Genomic DNA, 24,111 nt, shown 5'->3' with positions numbered 1-24,111 from the left:
ACGGTTCAGCCGCGCCGGGCAGTCCGGGCAGATTTGCGTGCAGGCGTCGCAGTATCGCTCGCCCCCGCCGAAGGACCATTCGGCGAGAGCGCGGAGGCGTTTTTTTCCTGTTCCAGCAGCAGCCCCTTCGAGACGTAGGTCAGCTGGAACGCCTCGAAGATCGGCCAGACGTCGAGCAGCGCGTCGATGGCCTCTGGGCTCGGGTCGATGGCGTTGCCGTCGGCGTCGCCGATGCCCTCCCAGGCGAGCACCGCCCGCCGCGCGAGAGCCTTGGCGAAGGCGACCGCGCGCTCCTCGTCGGACGCCTCCTCGGGCACCGCCTCGACGGCCTGATCGCTGCGTGTCGCCACCATCAGCGCGGTGGTCAGCGGGCGCAGCTGCACCCGGACACCGGGGGCGAGATCATGCCAGCGAGGCGCGTTCGTCAGGTCGAGCGTCAGCATTCTCAGTACACCTCGATGTCGTTGATCAGGGTTGCGGTACACATCCGGCCGACGACGCTGTCGCGCGCCGCCTGCCAGTCGAAGGTCGCCTGCACCCCCTGCGGCCCGGAAATCTCGATCCGCGGGCGCGGCAGGTAGACGGCGTGCACGGTGAAGGTGAAGCTCTCGCCGGACGGCAGGACGTAGGCGAATTCCATCTCGCAGGCCTCGCCGTTGATCGCCTGCGTCACCAGCGTCTGGTCGGCGAAGCGGACCTCGATCCGGCCGGTAAGCGCGGCGATGGACGGGTCCGCGCCGTCGATGCGGCCGTCGGAGCGGATGGTCTCGATGCGGTCGAGGTTGTTGGCATAGGTGATCTCGGCGGAGACGACGTTGCCGAGCGCGCTCCCGTTTCGCGTGATCGATCCGTTGAAATGGCCGAAGCGCTTCAGCTCGAGCGCGGCGGGTGTCCCTGCGCTGGTGGTCGTGCCCACCGTCTCGCCCTGTGCCACCAGCCGCGCCGTTGCCGTCAGCAGGCCCGATCGCTGCATCTGCCAGGTGATCTGGTCGAGGACGCATCCCGAGTACATCGCATAGCGCGGCACCTCCGGCATGCCGGTCTCGATCGACATGCTGGGCAGCACCCAGGACCCCGACTGGAACTCGTGGGTGTACGGGGCCTCCGCGCCGGTGGTCGTGGGCGCGCCGAACGCCGCCTTCAGCCAGAAGCCGAAGGCCTCGGCGTCGAGCGGCACGACGACATCGCCGTCCGCCGTGACCGCATCCTTGATCGGCGCCAGCGGATCGCGGCCGTAACCGAGCAACTCCGAGTTCAGCAGCGGCTGCTCGGCGCCGAGCGAGGTGCTGGCGAAGGGCATGCGGGTGAAGCCGCTGGCGGGCGGGGTTCCATAGGTCGTCTCGAACGCAAGCGCCATCAGCGCCCGCGCCCCCTGGGCTCGTGCCATGGTGTTCTCCTCGGGTTGTCGGGATCAGCCGAGCGGATCGGCGGTGGAATAGTGCAGCACCACCGGGATCACGGCGGCCTTCAGGCTGGCCGCGCCCTCGACCGGCAGATCGACCGGGCGCGGCGCTTCCGCCTCGACCCAGTCGCAAAGCCCGCCCAGCGTGCGGTCGGCGGCGAGCGTCGCGCCGACGCTGGCGATCAGCGTGTCGAAGGCGGCGTCACGGGCGGCGCCCTGCACGACAGCCTCGATCTCGGCGCGGTGCTGGTAGTGGTAGCGCAGGGGCGACAGCGTCACCTCCGGCTCACCCGGTTCGCCGTCGCGAAGGATCAGGAGTCCCTCGGCCGGCTCGCGCTCGGGCAGCACCTCGCCGCGCAGGGCCGTGGCGGGCAGCGCCGAGAGCCGTGCGTACAGCGCGGCGAGGATGGTTTCGCGAGGTGTCATGGGTCGGCCGAGTTGGAAATCGCGTCGAGCACCGGACAATCGGGGACTTCGGCGCCCGAACACCTGGATGCGGTTGCAGCGAGGACGGTCTCGATACGCCGAAGATCCGCGATCCTCGCGCGGACATCGGCAAGGTGCCGCTCCGTCCTTTCCTTGACCTCCGCGCAGGTCGGCGCGGCGCCGTCGCCGAGCCCCATCAGCCCGCGGATGTCCTCCATCGAGAACCCGAGTTCGCGGGCGCGCAGGATGAAGCGCAGGCGTGTGGCGTGTGCGGCGGAATAGACCCGGTAGCCGGCGTCCGTGCGGGGCGGGTCGGGCAGCAGGCCGGTCTTCTCGTAATAGCGGATCGTCTCGATGTTGCAGCCGGTCGCCCGGGCCAGGTCGCCGCGTGTAAAGCCGCTCTCGCGCTCGTGATCGGTCATGGGCAAGTTTCCTCTTGAGCCTGTAGTTACTACAGACCCTACACCTCCCCTCAATCACAGACGAGAGGTGCGCGACATGGCGCTGACGGACGACCGAACGGACACCTCAGCAGCGGATCGCCCCGCCCGAAAGGGCTGGCTCGCGGCGGGCGGGGTGGTGGGCGCCTTTCTCGCCTCGGCCTGCTGCATCGGGCCGCTGGTGCTGCTGACCCTCGGCATCTCCGGGGCCTGGATCGGCAACCTCACGGCGCTGGAGCCTTACAAGCCGATCTTCGCCGTGATCGCGCTCGGCTTCATCGCGGCCGGGTTCCGGCAGGTCTATTTCCGCAAGCCGACCGTCTGCGAGCCCGGTTCCTACTGCGCAAGGCCAGCATCGGCGCGCATCACCAAGACCGCGCTCTGGGCCTCGCTGATCCTCGTTGTCGCAGCCCTCACCATCGACTGGTGGGCCCCGCTTCTCTACTGACCCCGAAAGGACACCCTCATGAAGAAGATGCTTGCTCTTGCCCTGTTCGGCCTGACAGCCGTTGCGCCGATCACGGTCATCCCTGTTGCTGCGCAGACCGTCGCCGCCGAGCAGACCGTCACCTTCGCGGTCGACAACATGACCTGCGCGCTCTGCCCAGTGACGGTGAAACGCGCGATGGAAGGCGTCGATGGCGTGCGCACCGTCGAGATCGACTTCGAGGCCCGCACCGCCACGGTGATCTTCGATACCGCCACGACCAGCTCCGACGCCATCGCGGCAGCCTCGGCCAATGCAGGCTACCCGGCGCGCATCGCGGGCTGACGGGATGACCGAGCAGTCCGACCGCAAGCTGATCGCGACAGGGATCGTCGGCACCGTCATCGCGGCGCTCTGCTGCTTCACGCCGGTGCTCGTGGTGCTTCTGGGCGCCGTGGGCCTGTCGGCCTGGCTGGGTTGGCTCGACTACGTTCTGCTGCCCGCGCTCGCGTTTTTCGTCGCACTGACCGTGTACGCGGCCTGGAGACGGCAGCGGCGACCGAACACTCGAACGGATGGATGACCTGATGAAAGACGATTGCTGCGCGCCCAAGGGCGATTTCGACCTTGCCGTGATCGGCGCCGGATCGGCCGGCTTCTCGGCCGCGATCACCGCCGCGGAAGGAGGAAAGCGCGTCGCGCTCATCGGGCATGGCACCATCGGCGGCACCTGCGTGAACGTGGGTTGCGTGCCCTCCAAGACGATGATCCGCGCAGCCGAGGCCCTGCACGGCGCGCAGGCGGCGTCCCGGTTTCCTGGCCTCGTCGGCGAAGCGAAGGTCGCCGACTGGACCGCTCTCGTCGCGGCCAAGGACAATCTGGTCGCGACGCTGCGCCAGAAGAAGTACGCGGATTTGCTGCCGGGCTACGACGGTGTGACCTATCTCGACGAGGGTCCGGCGCGGCTCGTTCCCGGCGGTGTCGATGTCGGCGGGCGCAGGATCACGGCACCCAAGGTCATCGTCGCCACCGGCGGCCGACCCGCCGTGCCCGACATCCCTGGGGTCCAGAACGCACCATCGCTCGACAGCACGTCGCTGCTGGAGCTGGACCGGTTGCCCGAGACCCTGATCTTTCTCGGCGGCGGCTATATCGGCGTGGAACTCGCGCAGATGATGGCGCGGATGGGCACCCGCGTCACCATCGTCTGCCGCTCGCGCCTGTTGCCGCGCACCGAGCCGGAGGTGGCGCAGGCGCTCACCGAGGCCTTGCGCGCCGAGGGTGTCACGGTTCTTGACGGCGCAACCTATCACGCCGCGCGGCGCGACGGGGACCGTGCGATGCTGACCGTGACGGTGAATGGCGCGGAGCGCGAACTGACGGCCGACCGCCTCGTCCTGACGACGGGACGCGCACCCAACACCGAGGGGCTGGGCCTCGCGGAGATGGGCGTCGAGACCGACGCACGCGGTGCGATCCGGGTTGGCGACGACATGCAGACCACGAAGTCCGGCATCTTTGCGGCGGGCGACGTGACCGACCGCGACCAGTTCGTCTACATGGCCGCCTATGGTGCCAAGCTCGCGTCCCGCAACGCCGTGCTGGGCGGGGCGGAGCGCTACGACAACGCCGCGATGCCGTGGGTGGTGTTCACCGATCCGCAGGTCGCCGGCGTCGGGCTGACCGAGGCGCAGGCGCGCGCGGCGGGTCATGATGTCAAGACCAGCGTGCTGACCCTCGACAACGTGCCTCGCGCGCTCGCCGCCCGCGACACGCGCGGCCTGATCAAGCTGGTCGCGGACCGGGCGACCGACCGCCTGCTGGGCGGCGTCATCATGGCGCCGGAGGGGGCCGACAGTGTCCAGACGCTCGTCATGGCGCTGAAGGCCGGCATGACGACGAAGGCGCTCGGCGAGACGATCTTCCCCTATCTCACCACGGTCGAGGGCGTGAGGCTCGCCGCGCAGACCTTCGACATGGATGTCGCGAAGCTGTCGTGCTGCGCGGGGTGACCCGAACCCGCGGGCTCGGACCGGCTGCGGCGTTTGGCGATCCAGCATTTTCAAATCCGCCCCTCCACCCAGTTGGCCACGATCAACCCCGGCACGCTGTCCAGCGCCCGGTCTGCATCCCGCGCGAGGTCCAGCCGCTTCGGCAGCTTGACCTGCGGCACCAGCAGGAAGATCGGCGCGGTGACCTTTCCGCGCCCTGTCTTCGAGCGCGACACCACCGCCTGACCCTTGGTGTTCAGCCGTCCCTCCGCCACCAGCAGGCTCGGGCCCGTCCGGCGATAGACGAAGCGCAGGCGCAGGCCACGGCGGCGCTCCCATTCGCCGGGCGTGATCCTGCCCCCCCGCAGGGACTTGCCTGCGGCGGGCAGCGGGATCGCCAGCCAGAACCCGTTCTTCGAGCGGATCAGCGGGCCGGTGTCATGCGCGCCCACGATGACCGGAGCCTTGGACCAGACCAGCGCCGCCGCGTCGAGGCTCTCGCCCGATCTCGGGAAGTTCTGGCTCCGGATCGAGTTGGCGAGCCGGGGGCCGAGCCCTGCGCCAGTGATCTGCAGCCGCCACGCCGACTTCAGCCCGGTTCCAGCCTCGCGCATGGCTGCAGTTACGGCGCGTTCGCCCGCCGCGACCTCGGCGGCAATCATCGCGACGATGTCGGGATCGATGTCGAGCTTGAGCTTCATGGCGGTCATGCCGGGCGCAGATCGACGGTCCAGACGAGCCGCTCGCGGTCGCGGGCAGGCTCGCCCTGAATGAGGAAGGCATCGCCATCGATCTCGATGCGGTCGCCGGGGCGCGGGTTCGCCACCTCGGCGACGCGCAGATCAATGCGCGTGGTTTCCGACCAGAGCCGCGCGTCGCCGAAGTCGGTGACGGCATCCGCGCGCCTGGCGACGGCGCGCACCAGAACAGGCGCGCCGCCGTCGGCGATGTAGACCGCGTCCCGGCCAATGTTCGGATCGGCGAAGAGCGCGCCAACAGCGGCTGCGAAGGCGCTCATCAGAACGTCGCGTTCAGGCGCACCCGGCCGATGGTGTCGCCCGCGCCGCTCGCCACCGCCTCCACGGCCACACCGATGAGGGTGTTGTCGGTTGCCACGGTCGTGCAGCGCTTGTTGGTGTCGTCCCAATAGACCCTGGCGCCGACGGTCCAGGCCTGGGAGCCGACCTTTGTGATGTCGAACACGCCGACGAGCGCGGTCTCGACGGGCTCGCCGAGGGCGGCGTCCCCGGCGGCGATGCCGAAGATGGAGCCGACGAGCAGGCCATCGCCCGAGGCGACGGCATAGGGCGCGGTCAGGGTGATGGTGTTGCCGGGCTGGACGTAGTTTTTCATGGGGGTGATCCTCGTGGAAAGACGAAGGGCGGCCCGTCAGGACCGCCCGCGTGTCAGGGTTCAGCATGTCAGGGTGCTGTTATGCGCCCGGGTTCTTGTAGAGGCCGCGCCAGTCGATGGCCTTGGCGCCGAAGTCGAGGCGGCACTTGATCTCGACGCCGTCGACGTCGAAGCCGTTGCGCGTCTCGATGTAGGCGCCCTGCTGGCCCTCGAGATAGGCGTACTCGATGGTGTCGATCTGGTTCGGGCTGGCCGCCAGATACCAGGCGGTCTCGCTGGCGGCGTCGAGGCGCGGCTCGCTGATCGGCGCAAGCGTGCGGATCGACTGCGGCACGACGCTGGACGTCGCGGCGGGCACCAGGTTCTGGGCGACCAGCTGCTCGGCCTTCAGTTCCAGCGAGGCGGGCACGATCAGGAAAGCAGGACGGACGTTCAGCACCGTCTTCTTGTCGAGCCCGGTCTGCTTGGCCATCGCCGCGCGCGCAGCGCCCACCGCCTCGACCGCCAGCGCCGTGCCAGTGCCCGCGAGGTTCTTGTGCGTGGTGTGGAACAGCGCGGAGCCGTCGGCCATCGCCGGGTTGGCGGTGATGATGCCCCAGACCACGTCGGACTCCAGCTGGGCGATGGAGTTGCCGTACATCGCCGGGATGCGCGTGAAGGCGTCGAGATCGTCGTTGATCAGCGTCTGGCGGGTGATCGCGACCACCCGGCCATAGGTCTTGACCTTGTAGCTCTCCTTGCTCTCGCCCAGTGTCCCGCGCTTGAACTCGCCGCTCTCGCCGACCTCCAGCAGCTGAGGGGCCTCGCCCAGCTGGACCCGGTGCATGGCCTTGAAGTCGGTGGCCAGCACCTGGCGGCAGAACAGCATGAAGGTGCGGGGATAGGCCTCGTAGGCCTGCCGCAGGGTCTTGTTGGTGACGGCCGACAGGATCTCGGGGAAGTCCGAGGTCGAGTGCAGCGCCCGCGTCGCCACCTCGTCGCGCGACAGGCCGCGCGTGTTGACCCCGGCATTGCCGAGGCTTTCGCGGGCGAGTTCCAGCAGCGTCATGCCGCGGTACTGGCGGGCAGCGTCCTCCAGCTGGAACAGCGTCGGGCTGTAGCGGTGCAGCAGCGCATTCGCCACCGCGTCGCGGCGGGTGATGCGCTCGTCCCGGCCGCCGAGCGGGATGGAGACATGGGGGAAGGTCCTGGTCTCGTCCGACTTCGCGGCGACCTGATCGAGGATCAGGCGGCGGGACTCGTCGACGCTGACGCCGCGCTTGACCAGATCCTCGGCGAAACCGCGCTCGAGGTTCAGCCGCCCGGCCAGATCGTAGATCGTGGAGACGCGATCGCGCTCGGCCTCGCGGGCGCGGGTGGCGACTGCCTCCGTGTCGGGCGCGCTGGTCTGGGCGGTGTGGGGCTGTGCCCGGGTTTCGACTGCAGCGACCTTGGGTTCGGGCGCCGCCGCTTTCGGCTCGGTCATTGTGGTGTCCTCGGTTGCGACCGGCGCGGTCAGCTGGGTGGTGGCGGGTGCGGCGGCGTCGCTCGCCGGGGTCTGGGTCTTGTCCGTCATCGGGAATGCTCCTTGCGGTGTGGGGGCGTCCCGGCGGTGGAGGACGCAGTCGTGAAGGGGATGCTGGGCGCGGAAACCGGCGGCGGGATCGGCGCCGACCGCGACGGCGGAGACCTCGAAGGGCGTCCAGTCCACCGCGCGCCACAGTTCGCGGGCGGCCTCGGGCTTCGAGACCTCGAAGCGGTGGACCTGGTAGCCGATGGAGATCGCCCGGATGTGCCCGGCCTGGATGTCGCGCCAGATCGGCTCGACGTCGGCGCGTTCGCTGATCCGCACCAAGGCGATGCCGCGCCCGTTCTCGATCCGGGCCGAGCCCGGCACGACCGAGCCGATCACCGCGTCGAGCGTGTCGAGCTCGTGCACCTTCAGGAAGGGAGCGCCCGCGTTCAGCCGGTCGAGGCGGACATGGGCCGGGTCGAGGCTCAGTTCCTCGTCGTATGGCTCGCCGAAGAAGGTCGCGCGGCGGACGCGCGCGCCCGCCGACCAGACCACCTCGACGGTGCGGCTGTCGGCGTCGGCCGTGTTCGGCGCAAGTTCCGCCGACCGGCGCATGGCCGGCAGTTCGATCATCGTGTCCATGAAGCTCAGTCCTGTTGATCGGCCTGCGCCGGGTCGTTGTCCGCGTCGGCGGTTGGGTCGTCAGTCGCCGGATCGCTCGCCTGCGCGCTTCCGGTCTTGGTGACGCGGCGCGGGTCGCTGTCGAGCACCAGCCCGAGCGCGTCGAGCTTCGCGTTGGTCGCGGCGATCTCGGCCAGCACCGCATCGGGGTTGCGACCCTGCCGGGCGATCACCTCGGCCAGCGTCATGGTGCCCGAACGGATCGACAGCAGGTTCGCCATCGCGTCCTTCTGCGGATCGACCGCCTCGAACTTCGGCGGCGACCACTCGACCGGCACGGTCGGCGACGGGATCTGTCCTGCTGCCCACGCGGCTTCGGTGAACCAGCGCCACACCGGCGCGCAGAACATCGGGATGAACAGCTGCCATTGGACGGCGTCGATCTGGCGGCGGAACTCGACGAGCCCCGCGCGGATCGAGGAATAGTTGACCTGGGAGAGGTCCCCGGTCAGCAATTCATACGGCACGCGGAACCCGGCCGAGATGGTGTGCAGGCTCGCCCGCTTGTATTCGCCGTAGCCGCCGGTGGCCGACGGCTGGTTGAACCGGATGTCCTTGCCGCCGCGGGCATAGGCGATCAGCCCCGGTTCGAACTGTTCGACCCGGTTGCCGTCTGCATCGACCACCGAGGGCGCAATGCCCTGCTGCGCTTCGTCGTCGCCGAAGACGATGGCGGTGACGCAGGCCTCGGTCTTCTTGCGGACCAGTTCGGCCACTTCATAGTCGTCGAGATCGCGCAAGCTACGGATCACCGGCGCGCCCCAGGGAACGCCGCGCGCCTGCGTGCGCTGCTTCTCGTAGACGTGGGCGATCTCGCTCGCCGGGACCGGGCGACTCTGCAGACCGTTCTGCAAGGCCCCGTAAGCGTCGCCCGGATGCTCGGCATGCAGCCAGTAGGCCCGGCGCTTGCCGAGCGGGTCGAACTCGATCCCCTGCACCAGCCGCCCCGCGCCGAAGGCGCCGGACTTGGTGGCATCGAGAAAATCGGCCTCCAGCACCTGCAGTTGCAGCGGCACCGGCAGGCCATCTGATGCCCGCCGGAGACGGCGGCGCGCCAGAACCTCGCCCGCCTCGACCATCTCGCGGCAGATCAGCGTCTGCAGCCCGTAGAAGTCGAGCTGGCCGTCGGCGTCGCACTCCGCCGTCCAGCGCTCGAACAGCGCGTCGACCTTGCGGTCGAGCGTGTCGTCTCCGCTGGCGGCGCGGGGCATGATGCCTGCGCCGATGATGTTGTTGACCAGCACCGCCACGGCCTTCGCCGCATGCGGGTTGTTGCGCACCAGATCGCGCATCCGGTCGCGCAAGAGCGCTCCGGCCACGCCGATCTCGGTGTCGGCCGAGGATCCCGGCGCGCGCCAGCCCTCTGTGCGCCGTCCGCGCGCAGCCCCGTCGTAGCCCCGCGTCAGCGTCTCGAAGGCTTGTCGCGCCATCACGCGGCGGGCGGCCATGCGGGGCGCCACCGTGGCGACGGCGTGATCAAACCAGTTGGCCGACATCAGCGATCCCCGCGCGAGAAGCCAGCGAGCCCGGCTACCGGCAACGGCCGTGTGGTGCCCGCGATGGCACGCTCGATGGTCCGGATCCGGGCGAGCAGATCCTCGGCCGAGCCGTAATCCACCGACTTGCCGTCATAGCTGACCCGGGTCGTGCCGCTGGCATAGGCCCGGCGCAAAGCCGAGAGCTCGGTTTCCGTCCATTCGGTCATGTTCAAAACCATCCTCCGCGCCGCCCGAGCCAGTCGGAGCGGCGCTTGCCCTGCGGGGCCTGTCCCGGCCGGTTGATCTGCCCGGCGGGATCGCTGTCGGCGGGGGCTGCCCCGAGCTGATCCTCGAGGTCGCGCCATTTCTCGTCCGGCCAGCGGTCCGCGCCCGCGATCCACGCGGCGGCGCGGGCGTAGACCCGGCAGTCCAGCGCCTCGTTGCGTTCGCGCAGCTTCTGCCATTCCAGCCGGGCGAAGCCGCGCTTCGTGCGCACCGTCACCAGCTGTTCGGCGACGAACTGCTTCAGCCATTCGTTCTCGACCCAATGCGGCAGATGCACCGAGCCGGGCGGGAACGCAGCCCCGTCGGCCATCTCCTCTTCGGTGGGCCGCGCCAGCCGCAGGAAGCGATAGGTCTCGGCCTTGAAGGTCGACACCGCCACGGTCCACAGCCGCGCGCCGCGCCGCAAGCGCTTGCCGCCCTCGGTCGCGTCGACGAACGTCGGCCCCGACACCGGGCTCGAGCGGTTGAACCCCTCGACGCCCTTCACCGGCGACACCTGCCCAAACCCCTGCGCCCGCGACCAAGAATAGACCGCCGGAGCCTCGTACCCGGTGTCGATGGCAAGTCGCGCAATGCGCAGATGCGCGCCGCGTTCATGCGGCCAGCTTTTGTCCAGCAGCCCGGTCAGCTCCGACCAGGCGTCGTGCCGGTCGGGCCCGCCCTCGATCACGACGTGATCGACGAGCCAGCTTTCCAACCCGCGACCCCAGGCCCAGACATCGACCTCGATCCGGTCCTTCTGCACGTCGGCCCCGGCGGTCAGGAACAGCCCGCCCGCGGGCACCGTGCCGGATGTCCAGCGCTCGCGCCGGTCGTAGAGCCGTTGCCAGTCGGGGGCTTCTCCGGTCTCGACCCATGTCTCGCCGAGGATCGTGTTGCGGAACGCCTTGATCGCTTCATCCGAACCTTGCGCCGCGTCCCAAGCCCGCACGATCCGCTCCCAGCTCAGCCAGCCGATCGGCGAATAGAGTGCGGAGAGGTGATACCCGACCGTGGTCGGATCGGCGGCCGTGGCGGTCGGCCGCCATTCGCCACGCTCCAGCATCGCCGTCTTGTGATGCTCCGCGATTGCCGCGTCGCAGCCCTCGCAGTGATATTCCGCAGTCTCCGGGCGGCCCTTCTGCCAGCGCAGCCGGTCGAACTTCAGCCATTGTGCGTGGCCGCAATGCGGGCACGGCACGAAGAACCGGCGCTGGTCCGATGCCTCGTATTCGCGCTCGATCCGGCTCAGCCCCCGGATGGTGGGCGTCGAGACCAGGAAGACCTTGCGCCGGTGGGCGAAGGTCAGCGAGCGCGCCTCGGCCAGCGTGACCGGGTCGCCTTCCTCGTCGGCCGAGGCCGGATAGGCGTCGACCTCGTCGAGGAAGATGTAGCGCGCCGGGGTCGAGCGCAGCCCGACCGCCGAGTTCGCGCCCGTCATGATCAGGATGCCGCCCGCGAATTCCTTGGACAGCATGGTGTTCCCCGCGTCGCGGGATCGCGCGGGCTTCACCCGCTCCCGCAGCTCGGGGCTCTCGTCGATCAGCGGGTCGATCCGCTGGCGCGAGTTGCGCTTGGCCAGTTCCACGGTGGGCTGGACCGCCAGCATCGGGCCGGGCGCCTGGTGGATGGCGAACCCGATCCAGTTGTTGCCCGCCTCGGTCGCGCCGACCTGAGCAGCCTTCATGAACACGATCCGCTGTGTGGGATCGCCGGGCGACAGCCGGTCCATGATCTCGCGCATGTAAGGCGTGCGCACCGTGCGGTATCGCCCGGGTTCGGCCGAGGCGCGGCCCGAAAGCATCCGGTGCCTGTCCGCCCATTCCGAAACGGTCAGGTCGGGGTCTGGCCGCAGCCCGTTGCCCCAGGCGCGCAGGATCTCGCCGGCGCCGTCGAAGTCCGTCAGGCCATCGCCGCTCTCACCGGAAGTCGGGCCGGACCTCGGCGAGTTCGTCGAGGTGGGCGCGTACATGTTTCTCCAGCACCTTCTGCATCGCGGCTGGCTCCCCGGTGATCTGCTGGCCCGTCGCGTCGCTGCACGAGGCAGAGAGTTCGGCCGCCATCAGCGCCGCCGCGCGCGCGGGCCAGTTCACCCACGCGTCCCGTTCCTCACGCGCCAGCCGGAACACCAGCGCCAGCGCGCGGGCCCGCTCGATCAACTCCCCCTTCAGCTTCTGCAGACGGATGCGCCGTTCCTGCGCCTTCAGCACCTCGTTCGCGGTCTTCGCCTGCAGGAAGGTCGTGCCGCCGCCGACGGCGGGCACCGCCAGCCCCTGCTCGCGCAGCGTGTCGCCGACGGCGGCCACTGCCGCCTCGGGGACAGGCTTCAGCTTCGGTGCGGGCGGCTTCCTCGTCTTGGACGGGTCCGTCGTCTCCGCCCGCCGCGCATCACTTGCGGCCGCGTTGATGCTGCCATCGGGATAGAGGACCAGCCGCTCGGCCGTCTTCGCCTTCTGGATCGCGCCCCGCGACAGCCCGACATGGGCGGCGTACTGGCGCTCGCTCATGCCCTGCATTGACGGCTCCGATTACCATTCAAAATCATGTGCTTATCGAGTTGATAAGCGTCGCGACCGGAGCGAACGTCAGTCCAACGAAGCGATGCAACTCACCAAGGAGCCACACCGATGACCCGCCGCGCGACCGACAACACGAAAGCCCTCGACGCCTTCATCGTCGCGAAGACCGAGATCGACGCGATGCTGGAGCGGCTCGCCGCCCTCAGCGCCGACCACTTCGAGACACACCCCGACGAGATCAACTGGGGCCATGTCGGCACCCTGAACCACTACCGCGCCAAGCTGCGCGAGATCACCGACATGGCCTTCAGCGAAGGCGAACACGCCGAGTAAGACGACCCGCTCCCGGTCCCGCCCGCCGACTGGCGGGCTCGACCTCGTAGAAGGGCCCGCATTCCGCGCGCCCCGATACGGGAGACGACGATGACCAAGCTTTCCGACACCCAAGCCGTGATCCTGAGCGCTGCCGCCCAGCGGCCCGAGCACATCGCCCTGCCGCTGCCCGAGAGCCTGCGGGGCGGCGCCGCCGCCAAGGTGGTCGGCGCGATGCTCGCGAAGGGGTTCCTGCAGGAGGTCGACGCCGACACGCGCAAGGGCGAGCCCGTCTGGCGCGAAACCGGCGACGGCCACGGCGTCACGCTGGTCGCCACCGACGCAGGCCTCGCCGCCATCGGCATTGAGCCCGAGGACGCGAACCCCGCGCCTGCGGGCGCGACGGACGCGCCGACCGAGGAGCCCGCCCCGGACACTCCCAACGAACCGGAGGCCGCGCCCAAAACGCGCACGCCGCGCGAGGGGACCAAGCAGGCCACCCTGATCGCCATGTTGCGCGCGCCGGACGGCGCGACCATCGAGGAGATCATGGCCGCGACGGGCTGGCAGTCGCACACGGTACGCGGCGCGATGGCCGGGGCGCTGAAGAAGAAGCTCGGGCTCGAGGTGACCTCGGAGAAGGTCGAGGATCGGGGGCGCGTGTACAAACTCCCCGCCGCCTGAGGCACCGGACCCCGAGAAGTTGATGGCCGCCGTCCCACAGGGGCGGCGGTCGATCATTTTGCGCTCCGCATCCGGATGGCCTCGAACACCCGACGCAAGGCGAAGGAACGGGCGATCGACAGGACAGTGAAGATGGCGCCCATCTTCAGGTTCTGCGCCAGCGTCGTGTGCAGCCCGAAGACCGGGAAGATCAGGATCTGCGTCACGACCGCGACTCCGTAGCCGACGATCACGTTGGCAACGGACTCGACCAGCGACATGAGGCGGGACTGTTTCATGCTGCGGTCTTGCGCTTTCGCGCGGGTTCGGGCGGGGCGTCCGTGTTCGGCGCATCTGCCGTGGGGGCGGCATCGTCGCCCAGCCGCTCGGCCCTCAACTGCGCGAAAGTCCGGCCGTCGCTGTCGAGGATCGCGTCTCGGCCGGTCTCGGCCTGCCAACGCTCCACGGCGACATCGACATAGGCCGGGCTGATCTCCATCGCGAAGACGCGGCGACCGTTGGCTTCGCCCGCCATGATCTGCGAACCCGAGCCCGAGAAGGGCTCGTAGCAGAGGCCGCCGCGGGCGACGTGCTGGCGCATCGGGATCCCGAAGGCGTCGAGCGGCTTCGGCGTGGGGTGGTCGGGCCGGTCGTCCTTGGCGAAGCTGGGCAGCGCCCATGTCGACGGCAGTGTTTCCTCGGCGACCTTGGGCGGGCGGTTCGGACGCCGCCAGCCCATGAAACAGGGCTCGTGTTTCCACAGGTAGTGCGAACGGGTCAGAACCCCGCGGTCCTTCACCCAGATGATCTGCTGGTGCACGAAGGCGCCCGCCTTTTCCCAGCAGGCTTCCAGCATCGCCTGGCGGCGCGAGGCGTGCCAGCAATACCAGGCGGCGTCCTCGGCGATGGCTTCCGCAACGGCAGCGGCAATGAAGCCGTCGTAGAGGTCCGCGCCTTGGCTGCTGTCATCCCATGTTGTGCCGTAGGATGCCGACCAGTCCTTGTTGCGCGTCGGATGGTTCGAGCCATCGTAGTCCACCAGATACGGCGGGTCGGTCGCGAACAGGATCGCCCGCTCGCCATTCATCAGGCGACGCACATCGATGGCGCTGGTGCTGTCGCCGCACAGCAGGCGGTGGTCGCCAAGGATCCAGAGATCCCCGGTTCGTGATGCCGGATTGCGCGGTGGCTCGGGGATGGTCACCGGCGGCACGGAGCCCCCGGCGCCACCGTCTTCACCGTCGTCTTCCGCGACGTAGGCCAGCAGCTTGTCGAGCTCGCCGTCGGAGAAACCGACAAGCGACACGTCGAAGTCGTCGGCCAGCAGGTCGTTCAGTTCTGCCGACAGCAGCGCCTCGTCCCAGGTGCCCAGCTCCGTCAGCTTGTTGTCCGCGATCCGGTAAGCCCGCCGCTGTGCCTCGGTCAGATGCCCGAGCACGATGACCGGGGCCTCGGTCAGCCCGAGCTGCGTCGCGGCCAGCACCCGGCCATGGCCCGCAATCAGCTCGCCGTCCTCGGCCACGAGGCAGGGCACGGTCCAGCCGAACTCGGCCATGCTGGCGGCGATCTTCGCGACCTGATCCGCGCCATGCGCCTTCGCATTCTTCGCGTAGGGCTGGAGCTTGGCCAGCGGCCACGTCTCGATCGCGTCCGGGGCGAAGCTCAGCGTCATGGCGGGCAAGGTTCCTCGGTCGGGTGGATGCCGGTGGCTTCCGGACTCCGGATGCCGTGCCGGACTCCACACGGAGTCCAGCGGCTACCAGCGGTGTCCGGTCGAAAGGCCAGCGTTCATTGGTGTTTGCGCGGGGCGTGAGTGGCTCAGGCTTCCGGGTGGCTTCCCAAAAATCCGGCCCTGTCGCTGGCGAAGTCCCGCGCTTCGCCCGCCAGCATACGAATATCGCCAGGAAGGAACCGGAAACTGCCGTGGGCTGGACCCCGGCCGGACCCTTGCTGGATACCGGGGTCCAGAAGGTCCCCGTCAACGCAAAGGGGAGAGCGAGCTTTCCAGCGCACTCTCCCCATCTTGCCTTCGGAATAGCACGATCATGTTGCAGATGTCGAAGGAAAAAGTGTTGCAACACATTGGAGTCACTGCGCATTCAGGCGCGCAGCGATCTTCGTCAGCGCCAGTTGCCAGCGCCGCCATGCTGTCGTGCGGTCGCAGCCGAGTTCCCCGCTGATCTGCTTCCACGGCACGCGGGCCGCGCGGAACCAGACCAGCTTGCGCTCCGCCTCCTCGATCCATAGCACCCAGTCGAAAGTCTGCTCGAGCCGGGTGATCGCGGCGGCCGAGGGCCAGACCCGCATCGGCTGGGGTTCCATCGCCGCGATCTCGCGGCTGGTCCGCACGATGTCGGGCCAGGTGTTGAAGTAGCCCTGCGCCTTCACCGGCGGCAGCTTGCGCAGGGTGCGGAACGCCTCCTCGAAATGATCGGCGACGCAGTCGGCGGTCCATTCGCGATCAGCCATGGCGCGCCTCCCTGTCGGAAGGGCGCGGGCCGTATAGCTTCTCGCCCAGCTGGCGGACCAGTTCACGCTCAGGCCAGGTGAGGCGGTCGTCATCGGCGGAGACCGCGAGGACGCCCTGTTCCCGCCAGCCCTCGCGCTTGACCTGGTCGGGATCGCGGCGCCGGCCACCGAAGCCGTGGGGATGCCACCTCATGCGACACCCCCGTTCGTCTCGATCGCCCAAAGCAGGAGCGCGATGGCGTCGGCCTCGTTGTTGTCGGCGGGGCTGAAGCCTCGGGCGCGGACGGCGGTGACCATGGCAGCCTTGTCCGCGTTGCCCTTGCCCGAGGCATGGCGCTTGATCGTGCCGACCGGGACGCCCTCGTAGGGAACGCCCCGCAACTCGGCCCATGCGGTCAGCGTGGCCATGAGCCCGCCGTAGATGTGGCTCGCGTCGGTGCCCGCGTGGCGGCGGACCTCCTCGAACCAGATGGCGGCGACAGGACCGGACAGCCGGTCAATCTCGGTCAGCCAGTTGGTAAAGCGCAGGTAGCGCATGCCGCCACCGTCGAAGCGGCCGGGGCGCAGCGAGACCGTGCCGCTGGTGATCAGACCGTCATGGCCGCGGATTGCCCAGCCGGTCGAGGTGCCGAGGTCGAGCGCGAGGATGCAGCGGTTGCGAGGCGTGTCGAGCGGCAGCGATTCAAACCTTGCGCCGTCGGAATTCGGGATCAGAGTCGGCTGAGCCATGATGGGTCTCCTTTGCCGGGGGCCTGTGGTGGTGGAAGACGACGGCGGTCTGGTGCTTGGCGGTACGGGGCCGCCGTCGTCGGATCGGGAAGCACAACAGACCGTCACGGCGGCGCGCGCGGCTGACCCGGACGTATGGGAGGAGTGGCCAACCCTGTGGGGTGGCCCTCCCATACGTAGTATGGGGGTTTGACACCTAACTGTTCCGAAGAGGACAAGTAGCTGAAATCATTGCGGAATAAGATTTCATGAAGTCTTCGGGCATGAGTTAGGGACCTAACTCTTATTTGCCCGTAACCCGTTGATTTCGTTGAGTGCACAGTTGGCGCTGTCATATGAGTCAGGCCTCACTCATATGAGTTAGGTCGTCCTCCAGCCCCTCCGGGTAGACCCAGACGGCGGGGTTTTCGACCTGCAGGCAGAGCCCGGATTGGGGGCATTTGAAGTGGCTGGGCAGGACCGGACGGGCGGTCGTGGTGACCTCGCCGGTGTCCGGATTGATCTCCTCTACGTGCGCGCCGAACTGCATGCCCTCGACGCAGAGATAGCCGAACCGCGACCGGGTGACGGGGAAGCCGAACCCCGAGGGGTCGCGCAGGAACTTCACGAAGCCTTTGGTCGCCAGCACGCTGAGGCGCTCGCGGATAGTGTGCTTGCTGCCCAGACCGCCCCGGTTCTCGAAGGTCTCGGCGAACTGCATGGCGGTGTAGAGGCGCTCGCTGGCCGCCTCGTCCAGCAGCATGCCGAGGATGACATCGTGCTTGCGCAACCGTTCGGCGTCGAGTTTCGCGCCGACCTCCTTGCGCACCAGGCGCTCGTTCAGCGGGTTCAACTCGACCCACTCGCCCTTCACCTTGTCGATCAGCTTGCCGGGCAGCGCGGGGCCGTTCCGAAGCTCGATCTCCAGCCTGCGGACGGTGCTGTCCTCGTCGGGCCGGTGCATGAGCAGCCCCGAGGTGTAGAAGCCGCGCAGCGCGCTGGCGCCGGAGAGCGCGAGGAAGGGATCGTCCTTGACCTGGTGCTTGCTGGCCTTGCGGGTGTGGTGGGCGAGCATGACGCCCGCGTCCGGATTGACCGCCTCGCGGAGAAGCTCCACCCGGTCCTTCAGGAAGAACATCATGGCGGTATTGTCGTTCTCGCCGCCCCCCTCAGGTCCGCCGTCGAAGAGGTTGCGGATCGGGTCGATGACGATGATGTCGGGCGGCGCGTCGGGGAATGCGGCCCGGATCGCCTCGGCAACGCGGGCGACGCCCTCCGCGTCGAGCAGCAGCTTCAGCTTCGGTGTGGCGATGAAGGTGTCGCGCGCGGCGGCGATCACGGTGGCGGGCAGCGCGATCTGCTGCATGCGCTCGCGCAGGTAGTGATACTGGATCTCGGCTTGAAGGTAGAACACGCGCAGCGGCCGGGGCGGCGTGAAGCCGAGGAACTGCACGCCCGCCGCCATGTGCACGAGCCAGGAGATCAGGAAGTCGCTCTTGCCAACCTTGGGCGCGCCGCCCAGCACCAGGAGCCCGCCCGGGGTCAGCACGCGCGGCCCGATGATGTCCTCGGGCATCGGACTGGTGTCGTCGAGGAGAGCGCCGAGGGTGAATGTCGGCAGTGGGCTGGCCGGGGCGTCGACGCGGGCCGCGCGCAGGAGCGGCGGGCCGTTGCGCTTCACATGCAGCTCCCAGAGGCGTTCGGACTCGACCATCAGCCGATCGAGCGGCCAGGACGGGCGCAGCATGGCGGCGTTGTAGCCGCAGATCGCCGCCCAGCCCGCGAAGGGGTCGAGGCGGCCCTCGTGCACCAGGCGCACGTAATGGCCGATGGCGGCACTGGCCCCCTGGAAGCGGGACCAGTCGTCCACCGCGCCTTCGCGCACCGGCGTGGTGAGCACCGCGTCGATGCCGGGCTTGGCCTGCGGGGCCGAGACGTCGCTGGCGAAGCCCACGCCGGGCAGCGGCGGCATCTCGGCGACCCGTTCGGCGAAATCCACAAGGTCCACCTCGACGTCGCGATGTTCGCGGATCTGCACGAGGCGCTGGTGGCCGTGCTTGTGATAGACGGTGCCGGGCACCCGGATCGGCTGGTGTGCCGAGCGGAAATGCGTGTCGCCGCCGACCTTCACGGCGATCTCGCCGCGCAGGCGACAGAGGGTGGCCAGATCCTCGCCCTCGGCCGGTTCGGTCAGTTTCCACCAGACATGGAGCTTCGTCGCACCCTCGGGCGTGCGCCCGCCGCTTTCGATAATGAGCGTGGGCGGGCCGAGGTGGCGGGTGACATGGTCCAGCTTGGCCGGGATGTCACCCGCGTCGAGATCGACGACGATGGCCTGCATCTGCAGCACATCGGCGGCGCGGGCCTGGCCCTGTTCCTCGACCGTGCCGGGAATGACATAGACGGCGGCGCCCTCGCGGTTCGCCCATCCGGCGAAGGTCGCGAGTTTCTCGGGCGCGGTGTCGTCCGCCGGGATCCAGATGTTGTGCGGCTTGCCGTCCCGGCCCTGACCCTTGTCGACGAAGCCGCGCAGCGGGATCAGCCCCTCGCACCAGCTGAACACGGTGTCGAGGAAGACGGCGATCTGCTCGGGGTCGGGGTCGCAGCCGAAGGGGTTCTCGGACGGCGGCCCGTCGTTGAAATCCATCCACGGGTTGAAATGCAGGATGCCGTCGTCGCTCATGCCGGAAGCCTCCAGCAGCGCTCGAACCACGGGCAGAAGCGGCATTCGAAGAATTCGGGCGTGGTGGCGACGCGTGGCAGAAGCTCGCCCGCATCGGTCGCCTGCAGGATCCGCACGCCCCGGTCGGACATGCGCTGCGCGAGATCGGCGTCGAAGGGCACCAGCTCATGGTGCATCTCGGCCGTGTCCTTGTTGATCGCAGTGAAGAGCGCGGGCGCGGCGCTGATACCGGGCACGCTGGTTTCCATGTAGGCCTGATAGACCGCGATCTGGGCGGCATAGACCGGCTTCGATTTGGTCACACCGTCCTTGACGCAGGCGCGCCAGTTCTTCGCATTCATCGTCTTGCATTCCCAGAGCGCGGGAACGGCCAGACCGAAGTCCTCGGGCCCGGCGGTGACGATGCCGTCGACATGACCGCGAATGCGCCCGCCCGCGACAGAGAACCCGAACTGGCCGCCACCTGGCCGGTTGCCCTTGCGCGTGTAGAGGTCGAAGCCCGCGCCGCGCAGCCAGGCGACGGCCAGATCCTCGAGCGCGTGGCCGATGGCGAAGATGCGCAGTGACTGGCCAGAGAAGTCCTGGCCCTCGTCCTTCGGCGTCGCCGTGAACTCGAACTGAAGGGCGCGCTCGCAGGCATGACCGAGGCGCGAGCCGCCGAGGTAGTCGCGGGGCGGCCGCGTCGCCTGATCGGCGGTGAGCGCCCGGTCGACGGCGGCGTTGACCTGCTCCGCGAAGCTGGGGCGATGATTGTAATCGAGGGTCAAAACGGCACCTCCGGCGTCTGCGCCCGGGCGATGTCGGACATGGCCTCGCGGAAGCCCTCGACGGCTTCCTCGATCAGCGCGCGCACCTGAGCCTCGGTGAGTTCGGCAAGCGGGGTGGCCCAGCCGATCTCGTCCATCAGCAGCGCCACGCGCTTCATGGTGGCGGTGATCGCGGCGCGCTCCTCCTCGGTCAGGTCAACCATGGCGAAACGCTCCCGCGCCAAGCGCGTCCAGAAGGACTGGCAGGGCATCGAGCAGAACCAGACCGAAGGCCGGGGCTGCTTCGACCGGTGCGGATCGAACCAGCCAAAACCACGGGTGGGTTGCCGGCAGACGGCACAGAGCGTCCCACGCGGATGCCAGAGCCGCCGCCGGTCCTCGGCGGTGATGGGGGTGGATGTGAGCATGGGTCATGCCGCCCTCCGTTCGGGAGAGGCCGCCGTGTCGATCAGCTGCCGGATGGCGCGCTTGTTGAAGCCAAAGGTCATCAGCGCGGAGGCGCGGTAGCGCGTCAGGCCGAAGTCATGGCGGCACTCGGGCGGCAGGTACTGGAGCTGCTTCTCGGTCGGCGGCTGGCGCAGCCAGGAGCGGGTCTTGAAGGCGCTTTCGTCGGTTTCGTGGGTGTTCAGCCAGTCGTCGGCCTGCGCGAGGCAGACGGTGCGCTCGCCGACACCCAGCAAGTGGGGGCGTTCGCCCTTCGCGCCGCCGATGGCGTACCAGACCCCGTCCAGCCAGAAGATGCCGCCCCAGGCCGCGAAGCCCGTGGCCATCAGCGCGTCGTCCGTGCCGTAGAGGTCGACCCACGCGAAGCTGGACCGCTTCAGCAGGTCGATCTCGGTCATCATGAAGCCCGAGAGCGGCGCGGCACCGCCGCCTTCACCGGCCTCTTCGTCCTCCCGCGGGAACGCCTCGCCGCAGAGCGGGCATTCGGTGGCGGCAAGCGGGATCTCTGCCTCGCAGGCAGGACAGGTCTTCGTCGGCGCTTCGCCGGTTTCGGTCTTGCCGTCGAGATCGACATCCTGTTCCAGCGTGCCGTGGATCAGGCTCGACGTCCCGAAGTCCAGCACGATGCAGTCGGTCTTGACGATGCCGGGGTGTTCCTCGGGGTCGATGGTGCGCAGGCCGCGCCCGACCATCTGGATCATGGTGGACTTGTAGGAACTGGGGCGCAGCAGCACGACGCAGGAGGTGGGCGGATGGTCCCAGCCCTCGGTCAGCACCGCCACGTTGACGACGACGCGGATGCTGCCCGCCGCGTAGTCGGCAAGGATCGCCTTGCGGGTCTCGGCCGCTAGATCGCCATGGATCAGCGCGGCGGAAACGCCCGCCGCCCTGAAGGCGTCGGTGACATGCTCGGCATGCGCGACGGTGGAGCAGAACACCACGGTCTGCCGGTCGCCCGCTTTCTCCTTCCAGTGGCGGATCACCTCGTCGGTGACGGGGGCGCGGTCCATGATGCCCGCCACCTCCGCCATGTCGAAATCCGACATGGTCTTGCGGACCGAGCGCAGCTCGTCCTGCACGCCCACGTCGATGACGAAGGTGCGTGGCGGCACGAGGTGGCCGGAAGCGATCAGTTCGCCCAGACGCACCTGGTCGGCGACATTGTCGAAGACCTCGCGCAGGCCCTTCCTGTCGCCCCGGTTCGGCGTCGCAGTGACCCCGAAGATCCGTGCGTCGGGATTGGCCTCGCGCACCCGGTCGATGATGCGGCGATAGCTGTCGGCGACTGCGTGGTGCGCCTCATCGACAACGAGAAGGTCGAGGCGCGGCATGTCGGCGAGGTTCGAAGCCCGCGCCAGCGTCGGCACCATGGCGAAGGCGACCTGGCCGCCCCAGGATTTCTCCGTGGCGTCGATGACTGAGGTGGCGACGCCCGGCACCACGCGCTGGAACTTGGCGCGGTTCTGCGCCGTCAGCTCGTCGCGATGGGCGAGCACGCAGGCCTTCGCGCCGTCGCCTATCATCTCGCCGGTGACCGCCGAGAGCATGATGGTCTTGCCCGCGCCGGTGGGCGCCACGCCCAGCGTGTTGCCGCGGGAAGCGAGCGCAGCCACGCTGCGCTCGACGAAGGTCTTCTGGCGGGGGCGCAGGCGCATCGCCGGTCTCCCCCTTACTGCGCCCAGCTCGGCCGACCGGCGTTGCCGGGGGCGGACGCGGGCTGGCTGGGCTGGGTGGCCGTGGTGGGCTGCTGCGCGGCGTTGCCCTGCGCCGGGGCGGCGGAGACCTGCGGCGCGATCGCGCCCATCAGCGCGGCGTAATCGCGATGATCGGGGGTGACCGCGGCGCGGATCTCGTTCTTGTCCTCGCCGTTGGTGTCGGTGCCGATGTCGATACGGGCGATGAACTCGACGCCGTCGAGATCGCCGAAGCCGTTGATGCGGCGGCGGGCCTGCGCCTCGGGCGAGTTGTCCTTGTCCGACACGCCGCGCGCCGAGTTGAGGATGCCGCGGATCAGGCCGCGCCCCATGTTGGCCCAGTCCGGGCCCTTGGGGCTGTAGAGGCCGATCAGCGACCAGACCTTGCGCCGGGCATAGGGGCCTTCGAGCACCGTGTATTCGGCGTCGAGATAGACGGCCCCGGTGGCGGCGCGGCGCGCCCAACCGCCGGTCCAGCCCTGCGAGGAGTCATCGAAGCCGCCGGGACGGAGCGTCAAGCGCACCTTGGCGAGCGTGCCCTTCGGGATGACGTTGGTGTTGGATTGGGCGGAGTTGAAGTCGTTCCAGGGTCCGGACATTGCGCGGCTCCTTTCAGTTGGAGGATGGGACGCGCATCGGCGTCAGAAGGGAAAAGCCACCCCGGCGACCGGATCGGGACACCGAGCATGGCGAGAGGCGCTCAGCCATGGCCGGGCTCCTGCGCGGCGGCGGGATCGGCCGCGGTCACCGGCGGCCAGGTCAGGCGTTCGGAGACTGGCGCCGCGGGGCGCTGGATCTTCTCCATCAGCCGGCCGAGATGCGGGGCCTCGACCCTGTCGAGGCGGCCCGAGCGGTCCTTGGCCGGAAAGCCCCAGGGGTTCAGCGTCTGGCAGACGAAGGCGCGCTGCGGCTGGCCGCCGGGGTCCGGGATGTCGGCCATGGTGATGACCTGATCCACAATTCCCGGCAGTTCGAGCCCGGTCTTCGAGCCGTCGATCTGCGGCTGGAAGACCTTGCGGTTGAAGTCGTCGAGCCGCTCGTCGAGGATGCCCACGAACCAGACATGCTTGCCGCGCGTGTGCTGCAGATGGGTCAGCCAGCCGATCATCTCGCGGCCGTGCAGACCGTAGGCGCCACGGATGTCGGGCTTGCCGGTCTTCTCGGAGAACGCCTCGGGCTGCCCACGGCACCACTGGAAGCAGAGCCGCCCGGCAACGGTGATCGAGTCGATGAAGACGGTCTCGTACTTCCCGATCACCGTGGGATCGCCGTAGCGCCCGCAGACCTCGTCGAAATGCGCCTGGCTGTAGGGCTGGTCTTCGCGCAGCGCCGGGTTCGGCCCGCCGATGAACACCGCGAAGTCGCGGCATTCCTTCCAAGTGCGCGGCCGGAGCGTGTCGATCTCCAGGCCCTCGACGGCCAGATCCCCAGCCTCGAGGTCGAGGAAGAGCGTGGTCGAGGCGTTCAGCGTCCAGAGCAGGCTGGTCTTGCCGATGCCGGACCGGCCGAAGATGACGCCCTTGATGCCCTTGCGCTGCGCGAGCCGCTCATCGGCGCCGATGATGGGAAGGGCCATCACTGGCCCTCCTTCTTCATCACCGCCGTGGCGGCGCGATCTGCGCCGATGCACCCCGCCTCGCGGGCGAGCTTGTAGAGCCGCTTCAGCGCGTCGGCGCGGCGGTAGGCGGCCGTGCTCTCACGCTCCGCCTCCACGATCGCGAAGGCGATCTCGTCGACGGTCGCCTCGACGACCGGCAGCGGCTCGCGCGGCTCGTCACCGGCGCGCTGCGGGAATGCGATGGTTTCGGGGAGGTCTTCGAGGGCGTAGCTCGCCTTGCGAAGACGGGTGAGTTCGTCCGGCTGGTCCGGCATGGCGGTTCTCCGTGGGATGAGGTTAT

General features: G+C 69.0%; 30 protein-coding genes. 6 read left to right on the top strand and 24 right to left on the bottom strand.

What is annotated here, in order from left to right:
- Window positions 1-5: 5 nt before the first annotated feature.
- The 4 genes from AAC071_RS11845 to AAC071_RS11830 are packed head-to-tail and all read right to left on the bottom strand — an operon-like array spanning window position 6 to window position 2,250.
- Window positions 6-443, bottom strand: coding sequence for a hypothetical protein (locus AAC071_RS11845; RefSeq protein ID WP_339832785.1), 438 nt, complete (start codon window positions 441-443; stop codon window positions 6-8).
- 2 nt (window positions 444-445) lie between these two features.
- The gene (locus AAC071_RS11840; RefSeq protein WP_339832783.1) at window positions 446-1,387 is read right to left on the bottom strand and encodes a phage tail tube protein; all 942 of its coding nucleotides are present in this window, start codon (window positions 1,385-1,387) and stop codon (window positions 446-448) included.
- A 24-nt stretch (window positions 1,388-1,411) separates the two neighbouring features.
- On the bottom strand, window positions 1,412-1,828 hold the full coding sequence (locus tag AAC071_RS11835) for a hypothetical protein (RefSeq protein ID WP_339832782.1): 417 nt from the start codon (window positions 1,826-1,828) through the stop codon (window positions 1,412-1,414).
- Window positions 1,825-2,250, bottom strand: coding sequence for a helix-turn-helix domain-containing protein (locus AAC071_RS11830; RefSeq protein ID WP_339832781.1), 426 nt, complete (start codon window positions 2,248-2,250; stop codon window positions 1,825-1,827). The genes AAC071_RS11835 and AAC071_RS11830 overlap by 4 nt, the downstream gene beginning before the upstream one ends.
- Window positions 2,251-2,326: 76 nt before the next feature.
- On the opposite strand from AAC071_RS11830, the gene AAC071_RS11825 reads away from it, so the two are divergent.
- Genes AAC071_RS11825 through merA form a run of 4 tightly spaced genes read left to right on the top strand, consistent with a single transcriptional unit; the run spans window position 2,327 to window position 4,707 of the window.
- Entirely contained in the window at window positions 2,327-2,716 is a 390-nt protein-coding gene (locus tag AAC071_RS11825; RefSeq protein ID WP_339832780.1) for a mercuric transporter MerT family protein, read from the top strand.
- Window positions 2,717-2,734: 18 nt separating this feature from the next.
- Window positions 2,735-3,040, top strand: a complete 306-nt coding sequence (locus AAC071_RS11820; RefSeq protein ID WP_339832778.1) for a cation transporter — start codon at window positions 2,735-2,737, stop codon at window positions 3,038-3,040.
- 4 nt (window positions 3,041-3,044) lie between these two features.
- Window positions 3,045-3,278, top strand: coding sequence for a mercury resistance system transport protein MerF (gene merF / locus AAC071_RS11815; protein WP_339832776.1), 234 nt, complete (start codon window positions 3,045-3,047; stop codon window positions 3,276-3,278).
- A complete protein-coding gene (merA, locus tag AAC071_RS11810) occupies window positions 3,271-4,707 on the top strand; it encodes a mercury(II) reductase (RefSeq protein WP_339832774.1) in 1,437 nt (478 codons plus the stop codon). Before merF ends, merA begins: the two co-directional genes overlap by 8 nt.
- A gap of 50 nt (window positions 4,708-4,757) precedes the next feature.
- On the opposite strand, the gene AAC071_RS11805 is transcribed toward merA, so the two are convergent.
- The 8 genes from AAC071_RS11805 to AAC071_RS11770 all read right to left on the bottom strand — a co-directional run bounded on the left by AAC071_RS11805 (window position 4,758) and on the right by AAC071_RS11770 (window position 12,470).
- On the bottom strand, window positions 4,758-5,387 hold the full coding sequence (locus AAC071_RS11805; RefSeq protein WP_339832772.1) for a DUF6441 family protein: 630 nt from the start codon (window positions 5,385-5,387) through the stop codon (window positions 4,758-4,760).
- Window positions 5,388-5,392: 5 nt separating this feature from the next.
- On the bottom strand, window positions 5,393-5,704 hold the full coding sequence (locus AAC071_RS11800; protein WP_339832771.1) for a hypothetical protein: 312 nt from the start codon (window positions 5,702-5,704) through the stop codon (window positions 5,393-5,395).
- Complete coding sequence (locus AAC071_RS11795) at window positions 5,704-6,039, bottom strand: DUF2190 family protein (RefSeq protein ID WP_339832769.1); 336 nt, start codon at window positions 6,037-6,039, stop codon at window positions 5,704-5,706. Before AAC071_RS11795 ends, AAC071_RS11800 begins: the two co-directional genes overlap by 1 nt.
- 79 nt (window positions 6,040-6,118) lie before the next feature.
- Window positions 6,119-8,173 carry a prohead protease/major capsid protein fusion protein gene (locus AAC071_RS11790; RefSeq protein WP_339832767.1) on the bottom strand — a complete coding sequence of 685 codons (2,055 nt, stop codon included), beginning with the start codon at window positions 8,171-8,173 and terminating at the stop codon, window positions 6,119-6,121.
- A gap of 5 nt (window positions 8,174-8,178) precedes the next feature.
- Entirely contained in the window at window positions 8,179-9,708 is a 1,530-nt protein-coding gene (locus AAC071_RS11785) for a phage portal protein (RefSeq protein WP_339832765.1), read from the bottom strand.
- Entirely contained in the window at window positions 9,708-9,917 is a 210-nt protein-coding gene (locus AAC071_RS11780) for a hypothetical protein (protein ID WP_339832762.1), read from the bottom strand. The genes AAC071_RS11785 and AAC071_RS11780 overlap by 1 nt, the downstream gene beginning before the upstream one ends.
- 2 nt (window positions 9,918-9,919) lie before the next feature.
- On the bottom strand, window positions 9,920-11,926 hold the full coding sequence (locus tag AAC071_RS11775) for a phage terminase large subunit family protein (protein ID WP_339832761.1): 2,007 nt from the start codon (window positions 11,924-11,926) through the stop codon (window positions 9,920-9,922).
- Window positions 11,874-12,470, bottom strand: a complete 597-nt coding sequence (locus AAC071_RS11770) for a hypothetical protein (RefSeq protein ID WP_339832759.1) — start codon at window positions 12,468-12,470, stop codon at window positions 11,874-11,876. The genes AAC071_RS11775 and AAC071_RS11770 overlap by 53 nt, the downstream gene beginning before the upstream one ends.
- Window positions 12,471-12,581: 111 nt before the next feature.
- On the opposite strand from AAC071_RS11770, the gene AAC071_RS11765 reads away from it, so the two are divergent.
- Both AAC071_RS11765 and AAC071_RS11760 read left to right on the top strand, forming a co-directional pair.
- Window positions 12,582-12,806, top strand: a complete 225-nt coding sequence (locus tag AAC071_RS11765; protein WP_339832757.1) for a hypothetical protein — start codon at window positions 12,582-12,584, stop codon at window positions 12,804-12,806.
- Between the two features lie 90 nt (window positions 12,807-12,896).
- Window positions 12,897-13,469 carry a DUF3489 domain-containing protein gene (locus AAC071_RS11760; protein WP_339832755.1) on the top strand — a complete coding sequence of 191 codons (573 nt, stop codon included), beginning with the start codon at window positions 12,897-12,899 and terminating at the stop codon, window positions 13,467-13,469.
- A 53-nt stretch (window positions 13,470-13,522) separates the two neighbouring features.
- Here the strand turns inward: AAC071_RS11760 and AAC071_RS11755 are convergent, their stop codons facing one another.
- From AAC071_RS11755 to AAC071_RS11700, 12 genes are all read right to left on the bottom strand, one after another.
- Window positions 13,523-13,747: a hypothetical protein gene (locus AAC071_RS11755; protein WP_339832753.1), complete on the bottom strand. Its 225-nt coding sequence runs from the start codon at window positions 13,745-13,747 to the stop codon at window positions 13,523-13,525.
- On the bottom strand, window positions 13,744-15,120 hold the full coding sequence (locus AAC071_RS11750) for a ParB N-terminal domain-containing protein (RefSeq protein WP_339832751.1): 1,377 nt from the start codon (window positions 15,118-15,120) through the stop codon (window positions 13,744-13,746). Before AAC071_RS11750 ends, AAC071_RS11755 begins: the two co-directional genes overlap by 4 nt.
- A gap of 416 nt (window positions 15,121-15,536) precedes the next feature.
- A complete protein-coding gene (locus AAC071_RS11745) occupies window positions 15,537-15,917 on the bottom strand; it encodes a DUF6362 family protein (protein ID WP_339832749.1) in 381 nt (126 codons plus the stop codon).
- A complete protein-coding gene (locus AAC071_RS11740; RefSeq protein WP_339832747.1) occupies window positions 15,910-16,110 on the bottom strand; it encodes a hypothetical protein in 201 nt (66 codons plus the stop codon). The genes AAC071_RS11745 and AAC071_RS11740 overlap by 8 nt, the downstream gene beginning before the upstream one ends.
- Window positions 16,107-16,646 carry a hypothetical protein gene (locus tag AAC071_RS11735; RefSeq protein ID WP_339832745.1) on the bottom strand — a complete coding sequence of 180 codons (540 nt, stop codon included), beginning with the start codon at window positions 16,644-16,646 and terminating at the stop codon, window positions 16,107-16,109. Before AAC071_RS11735 ends, AAC071_RS11740 begins: the two co-directional genes overlap by 4 nt.
- Window positions 16,647-16,986: 340 nt before the next feature.
- Window positions 16,987-19,308: an AAA family ATPase gene (locus AAC071_RS11730; RefSeq protein ID WP_339832743.1), complete on the bottom strand. Its 2,322-nt coding sequence runs from the start codon at window positions 19,306-19,308 to the stop codon at window positions 16,987-16,989.
- Window positions 19,305-20,075: a hypothetical protein gene (locus AAC071_RS11725; RefSeq protein WP_339832741.1), complete on the bottom strand. Its 771-nt coding sequence runs from the start codon at window positions 20,073-20,075 to the stop codon at window positions 19,305-19,307. Before AAC071_RS11725 ends, AAC071_RS11730 begins: the two co-directional genes overlap by 4 nt.
- Entirely contained in the window at window positions 20,072-20,482 is a 411-nt protein-coding gene (locus AAC071_RS11720; RefSeq protein WP_339832739.1) for a DUF6511 domain-containing protein, read from the bottom strand. Before AAC071_RS11720 ends, AAC071_RS11725 begins: the two co-directional genes overlap by 4 nt.
- Before the next feature lie 3 nt (window positions 20,483-20,485).
- Window positions 20,486-22,174 carry a DEAD/DEAH box helicase gene (locus AAC071_RS11715; protein WP_339832737.1) on the bottom strand — a complete coding sequence of 563 codons (1,689 nt, stop codon included), beginning with the start codon at window positions 22,172-22,174 and terminating at the stop codon, window positions 20,486-20,488.
- Between the two features lie 14 nt (window positions 22,175-22,188).
- On the bottom strand, window positions 22,189-22,812 hold the full coding sequence (locus tag AAC071_RS11710) for a hypothetical protein (RefSeq protein ID WP_339832735.1): 624 nt from the start codon (window positions 22,810-22,812) through the stop codon (window positions 22,189-22,191).
- A 101-nt stretch (window positions 22,813-22,913) separates the two neighbouring features.
- The gene (locus AAC071_RS11705) at window positions 22,914-23,789 is read right to left on the bottom strand and encodes an ATP-binding protein (protein WP_339832733.1); all 876 of its coding nucleotides are present in this window, start codon (window positions 23,787-23,789) and stop codon (window positions 22,914-22,916) included.
- Window positions 23,789-24,085, bottom strand: a complete 297-nt coding sequence (locus AAC071_RS11700; RefSeq protein WP_339832732.1) for a hypothetical protein — start codon at window positions 24,083-24,085, stop codon at window positions 23,789-23,791. Before AAC071_RS11700 ends, AAC071_RS11705 begins: the two co-directional genes overlap by 1 nt.
- Window positions 24,086-24,111 lie beyond the last annotated feature (26 nt).

Origin of the sequence: uncultured Parvibaculum sp. (assembly GCF_963975745.1) — a bacterium.
Taxonomy (GTDB): Bacteria; Pseudomonadota; Alphaproteobacteria; order Parvibaculales; family Parvibaculaceae; genus Parvibaculum.
Note: the sequence above shows the minus strand (reverse complement) of the source record. Positions and strands in the feature narration are given on the sequence as shown.